This is a genomic window from Halomonas sp. C22, from assembly GCF_007655045.1.
Taxonomy (GTDB): domain Bacteria; phylum Pseudomonadota; class Gammaproteobacteria; order Pseudomonadales; family Halomonadaceae; genus Vreelandella; species Vreelandella hamiltonii.
In genome coordinates this window covers 399,551-417,215 of record NZ_VBVC01000002.1, presented here as the reverse complement: position 1 = coordinate 417,215, position 17,665 = coordinate 399,551, and the positions used below count along the sequence as shown (strand labels likewise).

15 protein-coding genes are annotated in these 17,665 nt (G+C 61.3%); 11 read left to right on the top strand and 4 right to left on the bottom strand.

The genetic code is table 11. From position 1 onward, the window contains the following. The first annotated feature begins 21 nt into the window (after window positions 1–21). The 3 genes from FEU76_RS05190 to FEU76_RS05180 all read left to right on the top strand — a co-directional run bounded on the left by FEU76_RS05190 (window position 22) and on the right by FEU76_RS05180 (window position 3,772). Window positions 22–270 (top strand): helix-turn-helix domain-containing protein, encoded by a 249-nt coding sequence (locus tag FEU76_RS05190; protein WP_016915307.1) that lies wholly within the window; start codon window positions 22–24, stop codon window positions 268–270. Window positions 271–273: 3 nt separating this feature from the next. Further along, window positions 274–1,581 (top strand): type II toxin-antitoxin system HipA family toxin, encoded by a 1,308-nt coding sequence (locus FEU76_RS05185; RefSeq protein WP_144980971.1) that lies wholly within the window; start codon window positions 274–276, stop codon window positions 1,579–1,581. 169 nt (window positions 1,582–1,750) lie between these two features. After that, on the top strand, window positions 1,751–3,772 hold the full coding sequence (locus FEU76_RS05180; protein ID WP_144980968.1) for a PhoX family protein: 2,022 nt from the start codon (window positions 1,751–1,753) through the stop codon (window positions 3,770–3,772). Between the two features lie 18 nt (window positions 3,773–3,790). Here FEU76_RS05180 and FEU76_RS05175 read toward each other — a convergent pair whose 3' ends face one another. The 3 genes from FEU76_RS05175 to FEU76_RS05165 are packed head-to-tail and all read right to left on the bottom strand — an operon-like array spanning window position 3,791 to window position 6,185. Next, complete coding sequence (locus tag FEU76_RS05175) at window positions 3,791–4,735, bottom strand: 5-oxoprolinase subunit C family protein (protein ID WP_144980965.1); 945 nt, start codon at window positions 4,733–4,735, stop codon at window positions 3,791–3,793. Further along, window positions 4,732–5,436: a 5-oxoprolinase subunit PxpB gene (pxpB, locus tag FEU76_RS05170; protein ID WP_039174987.1), complete on the bottom strand. Its 705-nt coding sequence runs from the start codon at window positions 5,434–5,436 to the stop codon at window positions 4,732–4,734. Before pxpB ends, FEU76_RS05175 begins: the two co-directional genes overlap by 4 nt. Further along, entirely contained in the window at window positions 5,433–6,185 is a 753-nt protein-coding gene (locus FEU76_RS05165; protein WP_144980963.1) for a 5-oxoprolinase subunit PxpA, read from the bottom strand. Before FEU76_RS05165 ends, pxpB begins: the two co-directional genes overlap by 4 nt. A 412-nt stretch (window positions 6,186–6,597) precedes the next feature. Between FEU76_RS05165 and FEU76_RS05160 the strand changes: the two genes are divergently transcribed. The 4 genes from FEU76_RS05160 (at window position 6,598) to FEU76_RS05145 (ending at window position 10,550) form a co-directional block, all read left to right on the top strand. Then, on the top strand, window positions 6,598–7,587 hold the full coding sequence (locus FEU76_RS05160) for a LysR family transcriptional regulator (RefSeq protein ID WP_144980960.1): 990 nt from the start codon (window positions 6,598–6,600) through the stop codon (window positions 7,585–7,587). Between the two features lie 17 nt (window positions 7,588–7,604). After that, window positions 7,605–8,594, top strand: coding sequence for a TRAP transporter substrate-binding protein (locus FEU76_RS05155; RefSeq protein WP_039174994.1), 990 nt, complete (start codon window positions 7,605–7,607; stop codon window positions 8,592–8,594). A 64-nt stretch (window positions 8,595–8,658) separates the two neighbouring features. After that, the gene (locus FEU76_RS05150) at window positions 8,659–9,222 is read left to right on the top strand and encodes a TRAP transporter small permease (protein ID WP_144980957.1); all 564 of its coding nucleotides are present in this window, start codon (window positions 8,659–8,661) and stop codon (window positions 9,220–9,222) included. A gap of 23 nt (window positions 9,223–9,245) precedes the next feature. Further along, window positions 9,246–10,550: a TRAP transporter large permease gene (locus tag FEU76_RS05145; RefSeq protein WP_039174998.1), complete on the top strand. Its 1,305-nt coding sequence runs from the start codon at window positions 9,246–9,248 to the stop codon at window positions 10,548–10,550. Here the strand turns inward: FEU76_RS05145 and FEU76_RS05140 are convergent. Next, entirely contained in the window at window positions 10,547–12,082 is a 1,536-nt protein-coding gene (locus FEU76_RS05140) for a sensor domain-containing diguanylate cyclase (RefSeq protein WP_039175000.1), read from the bottom strand. The genes FEU76_RS05145 and FEU76_RS05140 overlap by 4 nt on opposite strands. A gap of 217 nt (window positions 12,083–12,299) precedes the next feature. Here FEU76_RS05140 and FEU76_RS05135 point away from each other — a divergent pair, with 217 nt between their 5' ends. From FEU76_RS05135 to FEU76_RS05120, 4 genes are all read left to right on the top strand, one after another. Beyond that, window positions 12,300–14,999 (top strand): bifunctional diguanylate cyclase/phosphodiesterase, encoded by a 2,700-nt coding sequence (locus FEU76_RS05135; protein WP_186299095.1) that lies wholly within the window; start codon window positions 12,300–12,302, stop codon window positions 14,997–14,999. Between the two features lie 72 nt (window positions 15,000–15,071). Continuing rightward, window positions 15,072–15,800 carry an HAD family hydrolase gene (locus tag FEU76_RS05130; protein ID WP_144980954.1) on the top strand — a complete coding sequence of 243 codons (729 nt, stop codon included), beginning with the start codon at window positions 15,072–15,074 and terminating at the stop codon, window positions 15,798–15,800. Then, window positions 15,793–16,503 carry a UTRA domain-containing protein gene (locus FEU76_RS05125; protein WP_144980951.1) on the top strand — a complete coding sequence of 237 codons (711 nt, stop codon included), beginning with the start codon at window positions 15,793–15,795 and terminating at the stop codon, window positions 16,501–16,503. The genes FEU76_RS05130 and FEU76_RS05125 overlap by 8 nt, the downstream gene beginning before the upstream one ends. 114 nt (window positions 16,504–16,617) lie before the next feature. After that, entirely contained in the window at window positions 16,618–17,649 is a 1,032-nt protein-coding gene (locus tag FEU76_RS05120; protein WP_144980949.1) for a putative 2-aminoethylphosphonate ABC transporter substrate-binding protein, read from the top strand. The last annotated feature ends 16 nt before the right edge of the window (window positions 17,650–17,665 follow it).

Sequence of the window (17,665 nt, the reverse complement as noted above, 5' to 3'; positions counted from 1 at the left end):
ACATCGTCCTGAGACATAGCCATGAAAATTACCTCACCCGATATGCTGGCCAAGGCCTTGAAAGAAGCCCGCTCCCATAATGGCATGAGCCAGAAAGATGCCGCCGAACAGGTCGGCATCAAACAAGCCACCGTCTCCGCTTTCGAGAATCATCCGGAAAAAAGCCGCGTTGAAACGCTCTTCAAACTGATGGCTGCCCTCGGACTAGAGTTACATGTGGCAAAGAGAGAGAGTAAGCAAAGTGAACAGGTGTGGGATGAGGAGTGGTAACCAGTGGCTAACCTGACGGTAGCACTCAACGGTATCGAGGTAGGCCGACTCAGCCTCGGCCGTTCCGGCGCCATGGCTTTCCGCTATCTGCCTGAATGGCTAGACCGCCCCGGCGCACGCGCTATTTCATTATCCATGCCGTTATCTTCGGCAAGCTATCGTGGCGCGGTGGTTTACAACTTCTTCGATAACCTGCTGCCCGACTCCGAGGCGATTCGCGCCAGAATGCAGGCAAAATTTCAGCTGGCGACCGGACACCCCTTTGACCTTCTCGCCGCCGTAGGTCGTGATTGTATCGGCGCTATTCAGCTGTATCCCGAGACAGACACCATACCCAATGTTCGACAGATCACAGCAGAGCCGCTGGATGAGACGGATATCGCGACCTTGCTCAGCGGCTACCAAGAGTTACCGCTTGGCATGCATCGTGATGGAGACTTCAGAATCTCGCTCGCCGGGGCGCAGGAAAAAATGGCTCTGCTTTGGCACAGGGAATGCTGGCATCGGCCATCATTTGCCACGCCCACCAGCCACATCTTCAAGCTGCCCATTGGGTTTCTCAGTCACAGCAATATCGACCTTCGCGATAGCAACGAGAACGAATGGCTATGCCTGAAGATTCTCGAGGCCTTTGGAGTGCCGGTTGCTAACGCCGAGCTGGCGCGCTTCGAACAGCATACCGTGCTGGTGGTAGCGCGATTCGACCGACGCTGGTCGAGCGACGGCAGCTGGTTGATGCGTCTCCCGCAGGAAGACTTTTGCCAGGCACTGGGCATTGCACCGGCACTGAAGTATGAGAACGACGGTGGGCCAGGTATCCGGGCAGGCATGGAATTGCTGATGGGTTCCCAGCAAGCCACGAGCGACCGGGAGAACTTCTTCAAGGCTCAGATCATGTTCTGGCTGTTGGCCGCCATCGATGGGCATGCCAAGAATTTCAGTGTGTTCATCGAGCCACAAACTGCTTACCGAATGACGCCGCTCTATGACGTTATTTCCGCCTATCCCCTCATGGCAAAAGGAAGCCTGCCCGAAGCAAAGGCCAAGATGGCGATGTCGCTGAAAGGCAAGAACCGCCACTATCACTGGTCACGTTTCTTGCCACGCCACTTTCTCAGTACGGCCCAGCAGGTGGGGTTTTCTCGGCGGCGGACGCTGGAAATCATACAGAGCATACTCGCACAGGCTGACGCAGCCATGAGCCGGGTAGCGGCGCTGCTGCCGGATGATTTTCCTGACACCGTGAGTGCCCCCATCATGGAAGGACTGGGTCGACAGCTCAAGAGACTCGAAAAAGATATAGACCAATGACACCTGCTCCCTGTTCAGGTGCTATTCAGGCTTCGTCAAACCTTCACCCAACTGTCACGAGCATGACATGTTGCGCGCCGATGCTGCTGAGCAAGCCATATTGGCTGTTTCTCATATAAGCAAGCAAATGGGTACGCCAGCAGTGGGCCGCTCATCAGGGAGATGCATCATGACGAAGAAAACCGTGGCAGGCAGTGTCGATAGCGTAATGGCTCAAGGGGATGAGCCGCTCAGCAACCGTTCCAGCAATGCCTATTTTGGCGACATTCTGGAGCGGCGCTTGAGCCGCCGAGGCGTCCTCAAAGGGGGGCTGGCAACGGTGATCGCGGGCCTGATGGCGACCAAACTGCCGTTGACGCAAGCGCTGGCCGCTAATGCGGGCGCGGGTTCACCCACCATGGGATTCAACCCGGTAGGTATCAGCGCTGCCGATAACGTCGTGGTGCCTGAGGGCTATCGTGTGCAAAGCTTCATCCCCTGGGGGACGCCCATCACGGGTGACATGCCTGCGTTCAGCCTGGCGGCTTCCGGGGAAGAGCAGGCGCATCAGGTGGGCAGCCATCACGACGGCATGCACTTCTTTGCGCTGAACGGCAGCTCCACCGACGGTCTGCTGGTGCTCAACCATGAATACGTGGAACCACGCTTTTTGCATGCGGCGGCCAGTGGCCTGGCGCTGGACCGGGATGCCTTTCCTCAGCATGAAGATGGCAGCCGCGATGCCGATCAGGTGATCAAGGAGATGAATGCCCACGGCGTGAGTGTCGTGCGCGTTCGTGCCAATGAGCAAGGCGAGTGGGAAGTGGTGCAGGATGCCCTGAATCGCCGCATTACCGCCCAAACGCCCATGCAGCTCTCGGGCCCGGTGGCGGGCACGGAACACCTCGTTACCCAGTACAGCCCGGAAGGCCTGATGACGCGTGGCACCTTGAACAACTGTGCCCACGGGGTCACGCCCTGGAACACCTACCTGGCAGCCGAAGAGAACTGGGCGGGCTATTTTGCCAACACGGATACCGACATCGATCGTCGCCAGGCGCGCTACGGGATCGAAACCCGCGACACCGGTCGTTATCAGTGGCACCGTGCCGATCAGCAGAGCGATCAGTTCAGCCGCTTCGATGCCAGTAGCCGGGGAGCCAGCCCGGCAGACGACTTCCGTAACGAACCCCATGCGTTTGGCTGGATGGTCGAAATCGACCCGATGAACCCCGATTCCGTGCCGGTCAAGCGTACCCACCTGGGGCGCTTTGCCCATGAAGGCGTCATCTTTGCCCCTGCGGTGGAAGGGCAGCCCGTGGTGGCGTACTCCGGGGACGACTCCCGTTTCGAGTACATCTACAAGTTCGTTTCACGGCGCCCCTTCGACGCCGCGACGGCGGACGGCAGCCTGTTGGATGAAGGCACGCTTTATGTGGCCAAGTTCAACGATGATGGCAGCGGCGAGTGGTTGGCGCTGGCCCCCGGCCAGAACGGCCTGACGCCCGAGAATGGCTTTGCGGACCTGGCGGATATCCTGGTCAATACGCGCAGTGCCGCCGACCATGTGGGAGCCACCAAGATGGATCGCCCGGAGTGGGGCGCCGTCGACCCGCAAACCGGCGACGTCTACTTCACGCTGACCAACAATACGCGCCGCGCAGAGGGCGACGAGCACCCCGCCAACCCGCGCGCCAACAACAGCTTTGGCCATATCATCCGCTGGCAGGAAGAGGGCACTCACGCAGGCGAGCGCTTTGCCTGGGACCTGTTCGTGCTGGCAGGCGACCAGGACGATAGCCGCGACCTGGCGGGCAATGCACTGGTAGAAGACAACATATTTGCCAGCCCCGACGGCCTGTGGATCGATGCCGACCGCCGAGTATGGATACAGACCGACATCAGCGAATCCGAAATGAACACCGGTATCTACGAAGTCTTCGGTAACAACCAGATGCTGGTCGCCAACCCGGAAACCGGCGAGATCAAGCGCTTCCTGACCGGGCCTATGGGCCAGGAAATCACCGGCGTGGTGACCACTCCAGACCAGCGCACCATGTTCGTCAACGTCCAGCACCCCGGCGCCACCACCACCGAAGAAGCCTTTGCCGAAGGCCGCTTCACCAGCCACTGGCCGGAGGGCGGCAGCGCCATCCCGCGTTCCGCCACGCTGGTCATTACCCGCGAAGATGGCGGCATTATCGGCGCGTGAGTGCGGTTTTCAACGCCCTCACGACCAGGCATCCAGCAGGCGGCGATACGCCGCCTGCGCCTGGGTTGCGCTGATGGGCTGCAAACGCACTTCTGTACCCGGCAGGCACTGTGCCAGCCGGGCGCAGGCCATGGGCGTGAGGGCGCCCAAACGCGGGTAGCCCCCAATGGTTTGGCGGTCGTTCATCAGAATGATCGGCTGGCCATCGGGGGGGATCTGCACGGCCCCTAAAGGAATCCCTTCAGAGACGATGCCGCCCAGGCGGCTGTTCAGCGCTTTGCCGGTGAGCCGAATGCCCATGCGGTCGGCGCGCTGGTCGACCGTCCAGGGCTGGTTGAAGGCATCGAACAGGCTGCGCCCGGCAAAGTGGGCGGCCTGGGAGCCCAGGACCATATCGAGTCGTACCGTTTGCGGCGTGCTGGAAATCGCAGCCGTTGGCAGCTCAGCGTGGGCGGGCAGCGTGCGCACCGACGCCGAAATGCCTTTCCAGGTCAGCGTATCGCCCGCCTTGAGCGGCTGGCCATCTTCATGCAGCCCGCCTATCTGCTCTCGGGCGGTGCATGCTCGGCTGCCCAGCACAGCGGGTGCATCGAGCCCGCCAGGGAAGGCGAGGTACGCGCGCAGGCCTTGTTTTGGCTGACGAAAAACCAGCGTCTGGCCCGCCTGCATCAGGAAGCTGGCGTTGGGGGCAAGGGGCTGGCCGTCCAGTGTGGTGGCCAGGTCGGCCCCGGTCAGGGCGAGGCGTACGTCGCGGTTGGCCACCAGGGTCAGGTTGCCTCCCATGACGATTTCCAGGGCAGCGCTATGCAGGGGATTGCCCAACAGCCAGTTGGCCCAGCGGAAGGCGATCCAGTCGGCGGCACCGCCCTGGGTAACGCCCAAGTGGCCAACGCCGAAGCGGCCTGCATCCTGAATCATCGCCAGCGGCCCGGCTTGCTTGACGGTCAACATGGGCTGGCTCATGGGCGCTCCTCCAGCGGGGTGGTGTCGCCGCCAGCCGCTTCGAACTCGGCTCTTGAGATCGCTTTGAAGCGCACTTTATCGCCGGGGCGCAGCAGCGGTTCGCCGCGTTTGGCGTGTTCGAACAGCGGCACGGCGGTTCTACCCAGAATGTTCCAGCCGCCCGGGGAAAGCAGCGGGTAGATGGCCGTTTGTCGGTCGGCAATGCCGACGCTGCCCGCCGCGACGCGGCGGCGAGGCGTTTTCAATCGTGGCGTGGCAATGGCCTCGTCCACCAGACCCATGAAGCCGTAGCCAGGGGCAAAGCCCAGCGCAAACACGCAGTAATCGTGGCTGCAGTGGCGCTCGATCAAGGCATCGACGCTGAGCCCGGCGCGCGTTGCCACCATGGGCAATTCGGGGCCAACGCTTTCGTCGTACCACACGGGAATCTCGTGCAGCTGCCCCTGCTGAGTATCGGCAGGCGTGAGATCGTGCAGCGCGCTACGTACCAGCGTCGTGGCCTGGGTAAAGGTGAGCTTCTGGCAATCGTAGTGCACCAGCAGAGTGGTGTACGAGGGAATCAGGTCGATCAGCGCATGAGCAAAAGCGCGGCGTAGCGCCTCGTCGGCGGCCATGATCCAGGCCATATTGCGTTCATCGATGGCGTCGAACAGGCGCACCGTCAAGGCATCCATGGCGGCGGTTTCCAGGCGTAGTTTCACGCGGACTCCAGCGCCGTGAAGGCCTCGCGAATGGCGCGCACGGCAGCCACGGATTCGGGATTGTCGCCATGCACGCAGAGCGTGTCGCAGGGTAACTGCAAGGCGCTGCCATTTCGGGCGGTGAGGGCTTCTCCCTTGGCCAAGGCAACCGCCTGGGCGACGATGGTGGTCTGGTCGTGGTGCACGGCCCCTGCCAGGCGACGAGAGGCTAGATGGCCGTTGGCCTCATACGCGCGGTCAGCGAAGGTCTCGAACCACAGCGTGACGCCCATTTTTTCCGCTAGCTGACGGTGCGGCTCTGGGTCAGCGGTGGCCATCACCATCAGCGGCAGGCGGGCATCGAAGGCTTTCACGGCGCGCATGGCGCCTTCCAGCAGCGCCAGGTTGGCGGCCATGTCGTTGTACATGGCCCCGTGGGGTTTGACGTAGCTCAGCGCGGTGCCTTCTGCCTGGCAAATGCCCGCCAGCGCGCCGATCTGGTAGAGCATCATGTCTTCCACTTCATCCGGCGTGCAGGCCATGGAGCGGCGGCCAAACCCCATGAGATCCGGGTAGCCCGGGTGCGCACCGATCTTCACGTCGTGCTGGACCGCCAGGGCCACCGTCTTGCGCATCACATGGGGGTCGGAAGCGTGGTAGCCGCAGGCAATGTTGGCGCAGTCGACGTAGGGCATGACGTCTGCGTCCAAGCCAATCGACCAGTTGCCGAAACTTTCGCCCATGTCGCAGTTGAGAAGGGGAATGGCCATAGCACCTCCAGCAGATGGATTATGTTTTTGATTGTGCAAATCAATATATGGAGGCGCGATATCAAGTGCCAATCGTTTTTAGCGATACTTAATATCGGCCCTTCCTATCATGCTGTTATTTAGTGGAAAAATGGTTGACGCTAGGGCGCGATACGATTATCAACTAAATAAAGCACCTCAAAAAAACATAAAAGAAACGCTCAGGCAGGATTCGGCAACACGTCATCGCGACGCAGAACAATGGCCGCCCACGAGTGATTTCCCAGGAGTGCATCATGCGGTCGTCGCCAGCCCCGCGACAGCGCATCCGGGATTGCTCGGATATGCTGAACATACATTCTCCGTACAGCCCCCTGTGCTTGCCTTGCGGCGTGGCATTCTGTGGCTGTCTCGATATGGCTGGTTAGGCATCATGCTCGATTTCAAGGAACTGGACGCCTTCGTCTGGGCGGTCAAGCTGGGGTCCTTTCGCAAGGCGGCCTTGCGCTTGCACATCACTCAGCCGTCGGTTTCCGAACGTATCTCGCGGTTGGAAAACAGCGTTGGCGATATCCTGCTGGAGCGCTCGGCGCGCCCCATTCAGCCCACCATGCGCGGCCGCGAGTTCTACCTGCATGCAGAGCGCTTGCTGGCCCAGCGCGAAGAAGCCCTCAAACTCTTCGACAACGACGAAACGTTTTCGGCGCCGCTGAGGCTGGGCACCATCGAAACCATTGCCCACAGCTGGTTCCCTACGTTCATGCAGCAGCTCACGGCGCGTTACCCTGCGCTGATCATCGAGCTGACCGTGGATTACTCCCCGGCGCTCAACGAGCGGCTGCTTTCCAACGAACTCGATGTGCTGCTGGCCATGAACGGCTACCTGCCCACCGAACAAATCGAGTACGACACCCTCAGCCCCTATGAAATGGGCATGTTCGTGTCGCCCCGTCATGCGCGGATGCTGGGCGAGCACCCCGATGCCTGGGCAGGTAGCCTGCCGTTCATCTCGTTTGGCAAGCTGGCGCGCCCTTATGAAGAGCTGCTGCGCTACTTGAGCGACCAGGGCGTTCGTCAGCCGCGTATCCATAGTGTCAGTACGCTGATGACCATCGTGCGGCTCACCGTGGAAGGGCTGGGCATCGGTGCCCTGCCGGTGGCCACGGTGCTGGAGGAGTGGCGGCGGGGCGAGCTGTACCGGCTGGCGCTGCCCGCGCCGCTGCCTGCCATGCACTACGACGTCATCTGGCGCACGGCCAACCACTCCCGGTTTTGCCGCAGCGTGGGCCGTCTGGCCCAGGAGTGCGCACGGGGCTATGCCCATGACAAGCAGAGCGACATTCGTCATACCGCTTCTACCGGCCGCTGGGTGACCCCTGGCGTGCTTCCTTCCCACCCCGTTGCATCATCCCTATCAATATGAACAAAAGGATCATTCCCATGCGTACACGTTTTGCGACTCCGCTGTTGCTGGCCACTGCCTGTAGTCTTGCCGCCGCTGCCACGGCGCAAGCTGCCCAGTGGACCATGGCCACGCCCTACGGCGATGCCAGTTTCCATACTCAAAACACCAAGCAGTTCGCCGAAGACGTGGCCGAGGCCACGGGCGGTGAGCTGACCATCACGGTACACAGCGGCGGCTCGCTGGTATCGCATGGTGAGATCAAGCCTTCAGTGCGCCGTGGCACCATCGATGCCGGTGAGGTGTTCCTGTCGGTACTCTCCAACGATGACCCGATTTTCGAGGTCGACACCCTGCCAGGCGTCGCCGGTAGTTACGACGATGCCTACGCCCTGTGGGAAGCGACCAAACCGATGATCACGGAGCTGTTCGCTTACGAGGGATTGATTCCGCTCTACGCCGTGGCATGGCCCGCTCAAGGAATCTACACCGCCAAACCGCTGACGGACCCGGCACAGTTCGAAGGGCTGCGCGTGCGTGCCCCCAATATCAACACCCAGCGCTTCGTCAACAACCTGGGCGGCAGCCCCACCGAAACCGAAGAGTCGGACATCCCCACGGCGTTCAGCACCGGCCGTGTGGATGCCATGATTACCTCCAGTTCGACCGGTAACTCCATGGCCGCCTGGGACTATGTCTCGGACTATACCGATGCCAACCTGTGGCTACCGAAGAACATCGTGTTCATCAGCCAGCGCAGCTTTGATCGTCTGGACGAGGCCACCCAGGAGGCGCTGATGGAAGCGGCAGCCCGTGCCGAAGAGCGTGGCTGGCAGATGAGCCGCGATAACAACGAGGCCAGCCTGGCGGCGCTCGAAGCCAACGGAATTAGCGTTTCCGAGCCCAATGAGGCCGTGGCTGCGGCGTTGCAGGCAGCAGGCGATGCGCTGTTTGCCGACTGGTTGGCCCGTGCCGATGATGAAGCCGAACAAGCGCTGGAAACCTATCAAGCCCAGCGCGGCGAATAATCTGGCTCCACGTGGGGCGGTGTGACCGCCCCTTCTTCTCTGCGCACTGTGCGAGACTGCGAACATGACGTTTAAATTCGACAAACTCTACCGCCTGGGTGCCTGGGGAGCCGCCGCGTGCATGGTGGCGATTTGTGCGCTGATCGCCCTGCAGGTCACCTTCCGGCTGGTGGATGCACTGCTGGTGCTGGTGGGCCTGGGGCGGCTGGGCATCAGCATTACCGGGGTCTCGGAAATGGCCTCTTACCTGCTGGTCGGCGCCACGTTTCTGGGGCTGGCCTACACCTTCGTTCACCACGCACACATTCGTGTCACCCTGCTGATTTCGCGACTGCCGTCCGCCATTCGCGTCTGGTTTGAAGTCTTCGGTCTCATCGTCGCGCTGGCCATCAGCCTGCTGCTGGGGTACGGGCTGATCGAACTGGCCAGGGAAAGCCTGCAATACAACGATGTCTCGTCGGGGTTCATGGCCATTCCGCTGTGGATTCCGCAAACCGTGTTAGCCACGGGGGTGGGATTACTGTGTCTGGCGCTGTTGGAAGCGCTGATCACGGCGCTGCACATTGCCGCCCGCGACCCGTCCAGCTTCCGCGAAGCGACGGCCACCGATGACAGCGAGATGCCCTAGCTCGGCTACTCTGGAGAATTCCTGTGCTACTACTTAGCTTGGTGACGATGTTTACCCTGGTGCTGCTGTTGGGCAGTGGGGTGTGGATCGCGTTTGCGCTGATCGGAACGGCGTGGATCGCGTTGGAGTTTTTTAGCCCGTTTTCACCGGGGCCGATTCTGGCCTCCGATTTCTGGGGCGCCAGCTATGGCTGGGATTTGACGGCGCTGCCCATGTTCATCTGGATGGGCGAGATTCTGTTTCGCTCGGGGCTGGCCGACAACATGTTTCGTGGCCTGTCGCCCTGGTTGAACCGCCTGCCGGGCCGTCTGCTGCATACCAATATCATCGGCAGCGGCATGTTCGCGGCGGTGTGCGGTTCGTCGGCAGCCACCTGTGCCACGGTCGGTAAAATGACGCTGCCGGAGCTGGAACGTCGAGGCTACGACAGCAATATGGCCATTGGTACGTTGGCCAGTGCGTCCACCCTGGGCCTGCTCATTCCTCCCTCCATCGTGCTGATCGTGTATGGCGTGGTGACCGAGCAGTCGATCTCACGGCTGTTCATGGCCGGTATCGGGCCGGGCCTGATGATTCTGGCCCTGTTCATGGCATATCTGGTGCTCTGGGCGCTGCTCAAGGGCAACCGGGAACAGTTGACCGGTGCCGACGAGTCGAGCATGAGCCTGGCGGAAAAGCTGCGCAACACCTGGGCGCTCATGCCGATACTGCTGCTGATCGGCGGTATCATCGTGTCCATTTACGGTGGTTTGGCGTCGCCGACGGAAGCCGCCGCCGTGGGGGTCGTGCTGTCGATGGTGATTGCTTACTTCAATGGCCACTTCAACCGAGCCATTTTCACCAGCTCACTGTTTGCGGCGGTGCGAACGGCATGCATGATCGCCTTCATCATTGCCGGGGCCTCGTTCCTGACCTCGGCCATGGGCTTTACTCAGGTGCCCATGCAGCTGGCCCGTGCGATTGGGGAAATGGGGCTGTCGCCCACCATGCTGCTGATTGCGCTGACGGTACTGCTGCTGCTGATGGGCTGTTTCCTGGACGGCATTTCTCTGATTCTGCTGGTGACGGCGATCATCATGCCCGTCATCAGTGCGGCAGGCTTCGACCTGATCTGGTTCGGTATCTATCTGGTGATCGTGGTGGAGATGTCGCAAATCACGCCGCCCGTCGGGTTCAACCTGTTCGTGATCCAGGGGCTTACCGGCAAGGATATCCTGACCATCACCAAGGCAACGCTACCGTTCTTTCTGCTGATGCTGTTGGCAATCGCCTTGATGCATATCTTCCCTGAGATTGCGCTGTACCTGCCCCAGGCGATGAACCGCTAACGCGATAAAATCGCTCGCCCGTAAACGGCGATACCGCCCCGACCAGCGCGCTTGATGGCGTACATGCTCTGGTCGGCGGCGTCGATCATCTCTCTTTCATTGGCAAACTCGCCATCGTCGAGACACGCAATACCGATCGAGACGGAGATATAAAGCAGCTCCTGGCCAACCTCGGCCATGGGCTGCTCCTGCAGGCGTTGGGCAATCCGTTCGGCAAAATGCTGAGCCGTTTCGGCCGTTTCGTCGGGCAGGATGACCAGAAACTCCTCACCGCCATAGCGGCCCGCCAGGTCACCCGCCCGAGTCAGGGCCGACAGTGTACTGCCGAACTGGGCAAGCACCTGGTCGCCGGCCTGGTGGCCGTAGCGGTCATTCAGCACCTTGAAGTGATCCAGGTCGATGAACACGACCGAGAGCGTGCGCTGCCGGGAGCGGCAGCGTTCGAAGCATTCATGCAACTGCTCTTCCAGCCAGGCGCGATTGGCAAGCTGGGTCAGCGGGTCGATGCGGCTACGCTGTTCGAGCTGCGTGTAGTCCTTCAGGAGCGATTCACTGCTCCTCTGCTGCGCTTCCAACTGAGTGCTGAGCATCAGCGTGTGTTCGAACAAGCGCTGATGGGCACGTTCGATCAACGAGTAACTATCCACGGTCACGGCTAGCGGAATGTTGAGCGAGTGCGACAGCGGTGGCAACGTTTGCTGCAGATGGGTCAGCAGCGTATCAAGGGCCAATGGCTGAGGGAATGCCATCTGGCGCATCAGCAGCGCCAGCGCCTGGGCCGGGTCGGGGGAGAGCCAGGCATCGGCCACCAGCCCCGACAAACGGATGCACAGGTCAGCCAGGTTGTCGGTCTCCAGTGTGCCATGGCTTTCATACACGCTGCGGGCCAGCGTCTCGTGTGCGCCCCATTTCGCTAACAGCCATGCGCCGACCAGGGTGTGATCACAGCCAAACAGGCGCTGCTCGGCTTGCGTGACCTGCTGGTGCGACACGCCTTCATTGCCATAAAGGTGTTCCGCATCGACCGGGAAGGCTTTCTGCAGGGCAAGTATGCCAATATCCTGCAACAGCGCGGCCGTGAACACGCACCCGGCCTGTTCGGGGCAGTGTTGCTGGGCGAAGTAGCTGGCCGTGACGGCCGCCGTGAAGGCTCGCTGCCAATAAAGGCCCTGACTGGGCGTACCATTGTGCTGCTCAAACAGCTTGAAACTGAGCACCGTGGCCAGGGTGGCATCGGTGCCTAGCCGTTGTGTCGCTTCGAAACAGGTCAAGGGGGGCTGGCTGGCGCGCAGGTAGTGCACGCTGTTGGCCACGCTCAGCACTCTGGCCGTCAGGGCGGGGTCGTGTTCGATGGTCGTGGCGTAATCCGTCAGGGTGGCGTCGGCCATACTGGCCACCTCCAGCACACGCATGGCGACCATGGGCAGTGAAGGAAGGCCCTGACACTGCAGCAGCGCGCCTCCCAAGGCAGGGGGCATCTGATCGGCAAGCTGGCGGTAAAACGTTTCGCTGATGGCGGCTGAGCCCGTCATGTGATTTCCTCGTACGCCGAACAGCGGTGTGGGCGACTTATCGTATAGGGAAAGCTATTGTTTACCATAGTGTACGCCGCACCGATATGACGGTGGTACAGTCTCTATCCCTAAGACCCTGGTTTATGCTGTAAATGTCACTGTGTTTTTTTACCTGAATTCAGGTTAAAAAGAGTCAAAGCCGAGCTGCTTACAAATGACACAAGCGAGTGCCGTGATGCACACCAGACAAGAAGCAGCAGAGATGTTTCGCCAACTGGCAGAGGGGCTTGGGCATAGCCACCGGCCCTCCTTTTTCGATGCGCTGGTGGAGCAGTTGGCGCGACTGGTGGCGGTAGAGCATGCCCTGATCGCAGTGATCCGAGCGCCTAATATAGCGGAAACCTTGTCCGTATGGTCAAACGGTGCGCTGGCGAGCAATATCCGCTACTCGTTGACAGGGACGCCCTGCGAAACCGTCGTGGGCCACCAACCCTGCCTCTACCCCTGCAACGTGCAAGAGCGTTTTCCGCAAGATGAGCTATTGGTGCAATTGGGCGCCGAGAGCTACATGGGCTTGCCGCTGTTTGCTGCCGATGGTGCGGCCATTGGCATTCTGGCGGTATTGAGCAATCGGCCGCGGGCATTCGATGGGCTCGAGAACGAAATCCTGCGTATTGCGGCAGCTCAGGCGGGGGCCGAGCTGGGCCGTCGCCAGGCCGAAAGCGCCTTGCAGGCAAGCGAGCTGGCAGCCAAAGAGAGCGAAAGGCGTCTGGATACCCTGCTCAATCACCTGCCCGGCATGGCGTACCGGTGCCAAAACGATCGCGACTGGACCATGCTACTGGTGAGCCAAGGCGCCACGGCGCTGACCGGATACCACCCGGATGAGTTGGTGAAAAGTCGTGTCATCAGCTTTGGTGAGCTGGTGCACCCAGAAGACTTTCCACGCCTCTCGGCGGCCGCGCAGCGGGCGGTCGAAGAGCGCTGCCCTTTTCGCGTGACCTATCGGCTCCGGCATCGCGATGGGCGCGAACGCTGGGTCTGGGAGCAGGGCCAGGCCATCTATACGGAGAGCGGCGAGCCGCTCTGCTTTGAAGGCTTCATTACCGATGTGACCGATCAGCAAGTGTCGCAGCGGGTGCAGCAAGCCGTGGTCGAGGTAGCGTCGACGGTGACCTCGCGGATCGGGGACGACTACTTTTTACAGCTGATCACGACCCTGACGCGCCTGCTGGAGGCAGATGCAGGCTTGATTGCCCTGCTGGAGCCCCCTCTGCCTGGCGAAGGCTTGCCTGATGCAACCGATGCCATGCCGGTACGCACCGCCAGTCTGGTCAGCCTGGTCGTGGACGGCCAGGCTCAGGCGAGCGGGCACTTTGCCTTGCCTGGCACGCCCGCCGAGCGAGTGGTCATCGAACAGGAAAGTACCGAACTGCACAGTGCTGGCTACTGGCTGCCGGGCAACGCCCTGAGGGCCGAGGCCTGGATCGGGCGGCGGCTGGATAATGCCCAGGGCGATGCCATTGGGGTCATGATGGTGTTCTACCGACAGCCGCTGTCCACCAATGCCTTCGCCACATCGGTACTGCAAATACTCTCGACCGGTGCGGCGGCCGAGCTGGAGCGGCGCCGAGATCATCGCCGTATTCACCAGTTGGCCTACATCGATACCATCACCGAGCTGCCCAATCGCGCCCATTTCATGGAGCAGTTGGCGACGCTGGGCGCCCAGGCCCAGTGCGAGCGTAAGTCGCTGACGCTGGTGCTGCTGGACCTGCGTCGTTTCAAGGAGATCAATGACCTGCATGGCCATCAGGTGGGAGACGCGTTGCTGGCCACCGTCGCCAGGCGTCTCCAGCAGCTGCATGACCTGAGCGGCCACTGCGCGCGGCTCTCCAGCGATGAGTTCGCACTACTTCTGCCGCAGCATCAGGGAGTCGCACTGGAAGCCTTCATCAGGCAAGTGATCGAGGCCATCAGGCACCCGATTCATCTGGAGCACCGTGAGTTTCAGTTGGATGCCAGCATCGGTTTCGCGCGCTACCCCAGCGACGTGGCCGCCCCCGCCGAGCTGTTCAACGCCGCCAGCATTGCGCTGCACGATGCCAAGCAGCGCGATGCGGGCATATCTCCCTATACGCAGACCATGCGCCGCACGCTGGAGCGCCAGCAGTGGATAACCGAACGCCTGCACCGCGCCATCATCGAGCGTCGTCTGGAACTCTACTTTCAGCCGCAGGTAGACCTTGAGACCTATGCACTGACCGGTGCCGAAGTGCTCTGCCGCTGGCATGACCCGGAGTGGGGTTGGGTCAGCCCCGGCGAGTTCATCCCCCTTGCCGAACGGCGTGGGCTGATCCGCCTGCTGGGCGATTGGGTATTGGAAGCATCGGCGCGTCAGTGGTCGGACTGGCAGGTGGCGGGCACTCCGCTGCCTGGGCGGCTGTCGATCAACATGGCCGCCCAGCAGTTTGCCGACCCACGGCTGACCGAGCACGTCGCGCGGCTCACCCAAGGAGTGCCGCCGCAAGCGCTGGCCCTGGAGCTGACCGAAAGCGACTTCATGCGGGATCCGGATCAGGCGGTCATGATTACCCAGGCCATGCGTCAGGCGGGGTATGCGCTGTTGATCGATGACTTTGGCACCGGGTATTCGTCACTCTCCTACTTGCGCCGATTCGAGGCGGATGCCTTGAAAATCGATATCTCTTTCGTGCGCGACATGCTGGACAATCCCCATGATCGCGCCATCGTGCAGACCATCATCGCCATGGCCAACGCGCTGGGCATGAAAACCCTGGCCGAGGGTGTCGAGCAGCAGGCCCAGGCCGAGCTGCTGGCACAACTGGGCTGTCATCAGGCTCAGGGGTATTGGTTTGGGCGGCCTCTGCCAGCGGCTGAGTTTGCCGCCACCTGGCTAAGCCGCCAGGGCTAGCCGCGCGTCATCGTCCTGTCATCATCCATGGCATACCCTACGCGCGCCATACCGCGACGATAGGAGTTTGCCATGCGCCTGGCCCTGTTCGACCTTGATGACACCCTCCTGGATGGAGACTGCAGCGACCGCTGGAATTTATGGATGATAGAGCAAGGCTGGGTCAGCGATGCCGAAGGTTTCATGGCCCGCGCGGAAGCGATGCAGCAGGCTTACCATGCGGGCAAGTTGAAGCTGGAAGAGTTCCTGGCCATGACGCTGGCGCCGTTGCGTGGCCGCCGGGTCGACGACGTTCAAAAAGAAGTCGAGCGCTTCGTGGCTACTCACCTTCAGCCACGCATCTTCGAGCAGGCATGGCGCTGTCTCGATGCGCACCGACAGGCGGGCGATACGCTGGTCTTGATCTCGGCGTCGGCCTGCCATCTGGTCGCGCCCATAGCGGCCATGCTGGGGATCGACCACGTGCTGGCGGTGGAGCTGGAGCAGGACCGCTTGCCAGGCGGCGCCGTGTACACCGGGCGCAGCGTGGGGGTGCTTTCCTACCGTGGCGGCAAGGTCACGCGGCTACAGCAGTGGCTGGCGGAGCAGGGGCGTCCTGCGTGCCATACCACGTTCTATTCCGATTCCCGCAACGACCTGCCGCTGCTGCAATATGTCGATTGTGCGATTGCCGTCAACCCGGACCCGGTGCTGGCGGAGGTGGCTGGCGTCGAAGGCTGGCGACGCTTAGACTGGCGTTCAGGCACCCCACCGGGTGCGTCACCCCCTACGGCTCCTCCAGGAAAATCGGCGCATGCCTGATGCCTACTACCTACAGCTTACCGAACAGCTTCGCTACCTGATTGCACGATATGCTACTCAATGGGAGGGCAAGTTACCCGCTGAGCGCACCCTGGCCGAGCGTTTCTCGACTACCCGAGTGACGCTGCGCCAGGCCTTGGCGCAGTTGGAAGGAGAGGGCTTGATCCACCGCAGCAATCGACGCGGCTGGTTCATCTCTCCGGCGCGCCTGATGTACGACCCCACCCGAGACGCGGGCTTCAATGATTATGTTCGTGCCCAAGGCCGTCAGCCGCGTACCACCGTGCTCAAGCTGGAGTCGCGGACTCACCCTCCAGCAGCAAGAGCCCTGAGCCTCCCGGAGCATCAGGTGTTTCACCACATCCGCCGCCGCCGCTACGTCGATGACCGCGCCGTGTTGGCAGAGTCGTTGTGGGTCGTCCCTGAGCGTGCTCCCGAACTATTGGACATTTACACCCATCAGTCGTTATGGGGGCTGTTGCGCGAACGCTGGGGACACCACTTGGCGAATCGTTCGATACATATGGTCTCCGAAGCCTTGACCCCAGGCGATGCCGAAGAGTTGTTCGTGGCGCCCGGCACGGCGGGGCTCAATATTTGTCGTGCCATCTTCGATGATCGGCAGCGCCCCCTCGAATATGACGAAGAGCACTGGCTGCACGACTCACTGTGCATTCGGGTCGAGCTGTCGGGGCAGCAGTAAGAAGCGCCTGCGCATCCGCAACATGAAATTAAAGAATCGTTCAAACAAGCGTCACGGCTTTGTCATTTTGTTTATCCAGAATTCTGGTCTATACCAAAAATCTGGAGTCCTTCCATGTCAATGTCGCGCCGCGTGTTCCAACCTGCCGTGATGGCGAGTGCCTTCGCTTTTGCTACCACCGTCAGTGCCACCGAACTGACCGTCTATACCGCCGTAGAGTCCGATGATCTGCAAAAATATGCCGAGCGTTTCAACGCGGCACATCCCGACATCACCATCAATTGGGTACGTGATTCGACGGGGGTGATCACGGCACGCTTGCTGGCCGAGAAGAACAATCCACAAGCGGACGTGATCTGGGGCCTGGCGGCTACCAGCCTGCTGCTGCTTGAAGAAGAAGGCATGCTGGAGCGCTATGCGCCGGAAGGCGTCGACAACCTCGAGCCACGGTTCGTGGATCCGGCCTTCCGTGAGGGGCAAGATCCCGCCTGGGTTGGCATGGACGCCTGGGTCGCTGCGATTTGCTACAACACCATCGAAGGTGAGCGTCAGGGCGTGCCGATGCCTACTTCCTGGGAAGACCTGACCCAGCCTGAATTTGCAGGCCACGTCATCATGCCCAATCCCAACTCATCGGGTACCGGGTACCTGGATGTCGCCAGTTGGATCCAGCTCTGGGGCGAAGAGCAGGCTTGGGACTATATGGACCGTCTGCACACTAATATTTCCCGCTATACCCATTCTGGTTCGGCACCGTGCAGCCTGGCCGCCACGGGTGAAGCCGTAATCGGCGTCTCGTTCGCCTTTCGTGGAGCGCGTTTGAAGTCTCAAGGGGCGCCCATTGAGGTCGTATTTCCGGAAGAGGGGCTGGGTTGGGACATGGAAGCCGCTGCGGTCGTGGCTGGCACCGACAAGTTGGAAGCGGCACAAACGCTCATGGACTGGGCAGCTTCGCGGGAGGCCAATGAACTGTATAACGAAGGCTATGCCGTCGTGGCCTACCCAGGCGTGGCACAACCCATCGAGAACTACCCCGCCGACATTACCGAGCGCATGATCGATGCCGACTTCCAGTGGGCTGCCGTGAATCGTGAGCGCGTACTCGCCGAGTGGCAGCGTCGCTACGACGGCAAGACCGAACAGTAATCGTGAACAGGCCCCA

Coding starts and splice junctions, on each gene's coding strand:
- FEU76_RS05180 (WP_144980968.1), top strand. CDS start 1,751: ATGACGAAGAAAACCGTGGCAGGCAGTGTCGATAGCGTAATGGCTCAA.
- FEU76_RS05140 (WP_039175000.1), bottom strand. CDS start 12,082: ATGACGGGCTCAGCCGCCATCAGCGAAACGTTTTACCGCCAGCTTGCC.
- FEU76_RS05130 (WP_144980954.1), top strand. CDS start 15,072: ATGCGCCTGGCCCTGTTCGACCTTGATGACACCCTCCTGGATGGAGAC.
- FEU76_RS05120 (WP_144980949.1), top strand. CDS start 16,618: ATGTCAATGTCGCGCCGCGTGTTCCAACCTGCCGTGATGGCGAGTGCC.
- FEU76_RS05160 (WP_144980960.1), top strand. CDS start 6,598: ATGCTCGATTTCAAGGAACTGGACGCCTTCGTCTGGGCGGTCAAGCTG.
- FEU76_RS05155 (WP_039174994.1), top strand. CDS start 7,605: ATGCGTACACGTTTTGCGACTCCGCTGTTGCTGGCCACTGCCTGTAGT.
- FEU76_RS05190 (WP_016915307.1), top strand. CDS start 22: ATGAAAATTACCTCACCCGATATGCTGGCCAAGGCCTTGAAAGAAGCC.
- FEU76_RS05175 (WP_144980965.1), bottom strand. CDS start 4,735: ATGAGCCAGCCCATGTTGACCGTCAAGCAAGCCGGGCCGCTGGCGATG.
- FEU76_RS05150 (WP_144980957.1), top strand. CDS start 8,659: ATGACGTTTAAATTCGACAAACTCTACCGCCTGGGTGCCTGGGGAGCC.
- FEU76_RS05125 (WP_144980951.1), top strand. CDS start 15,793: ATGCCTGATGCCTACTACCTACAGCTTACCGAACAGCTTCGCTACCTG.
- FEU76_RS05135 (WP_186299095.1), top strand. CDS start 12,300: ATGCACACCAGACAAGAAGCAGCAGAGATGTTTCGCCAACTGGCAGAG.
- FEU76_RS05165 (WP_144980963.1), bottom strand. CDS start 6,185: ATGGCCATTCCCCTTCTCAACTGCGACATGGGCGAAAGTTTCGGCAAC.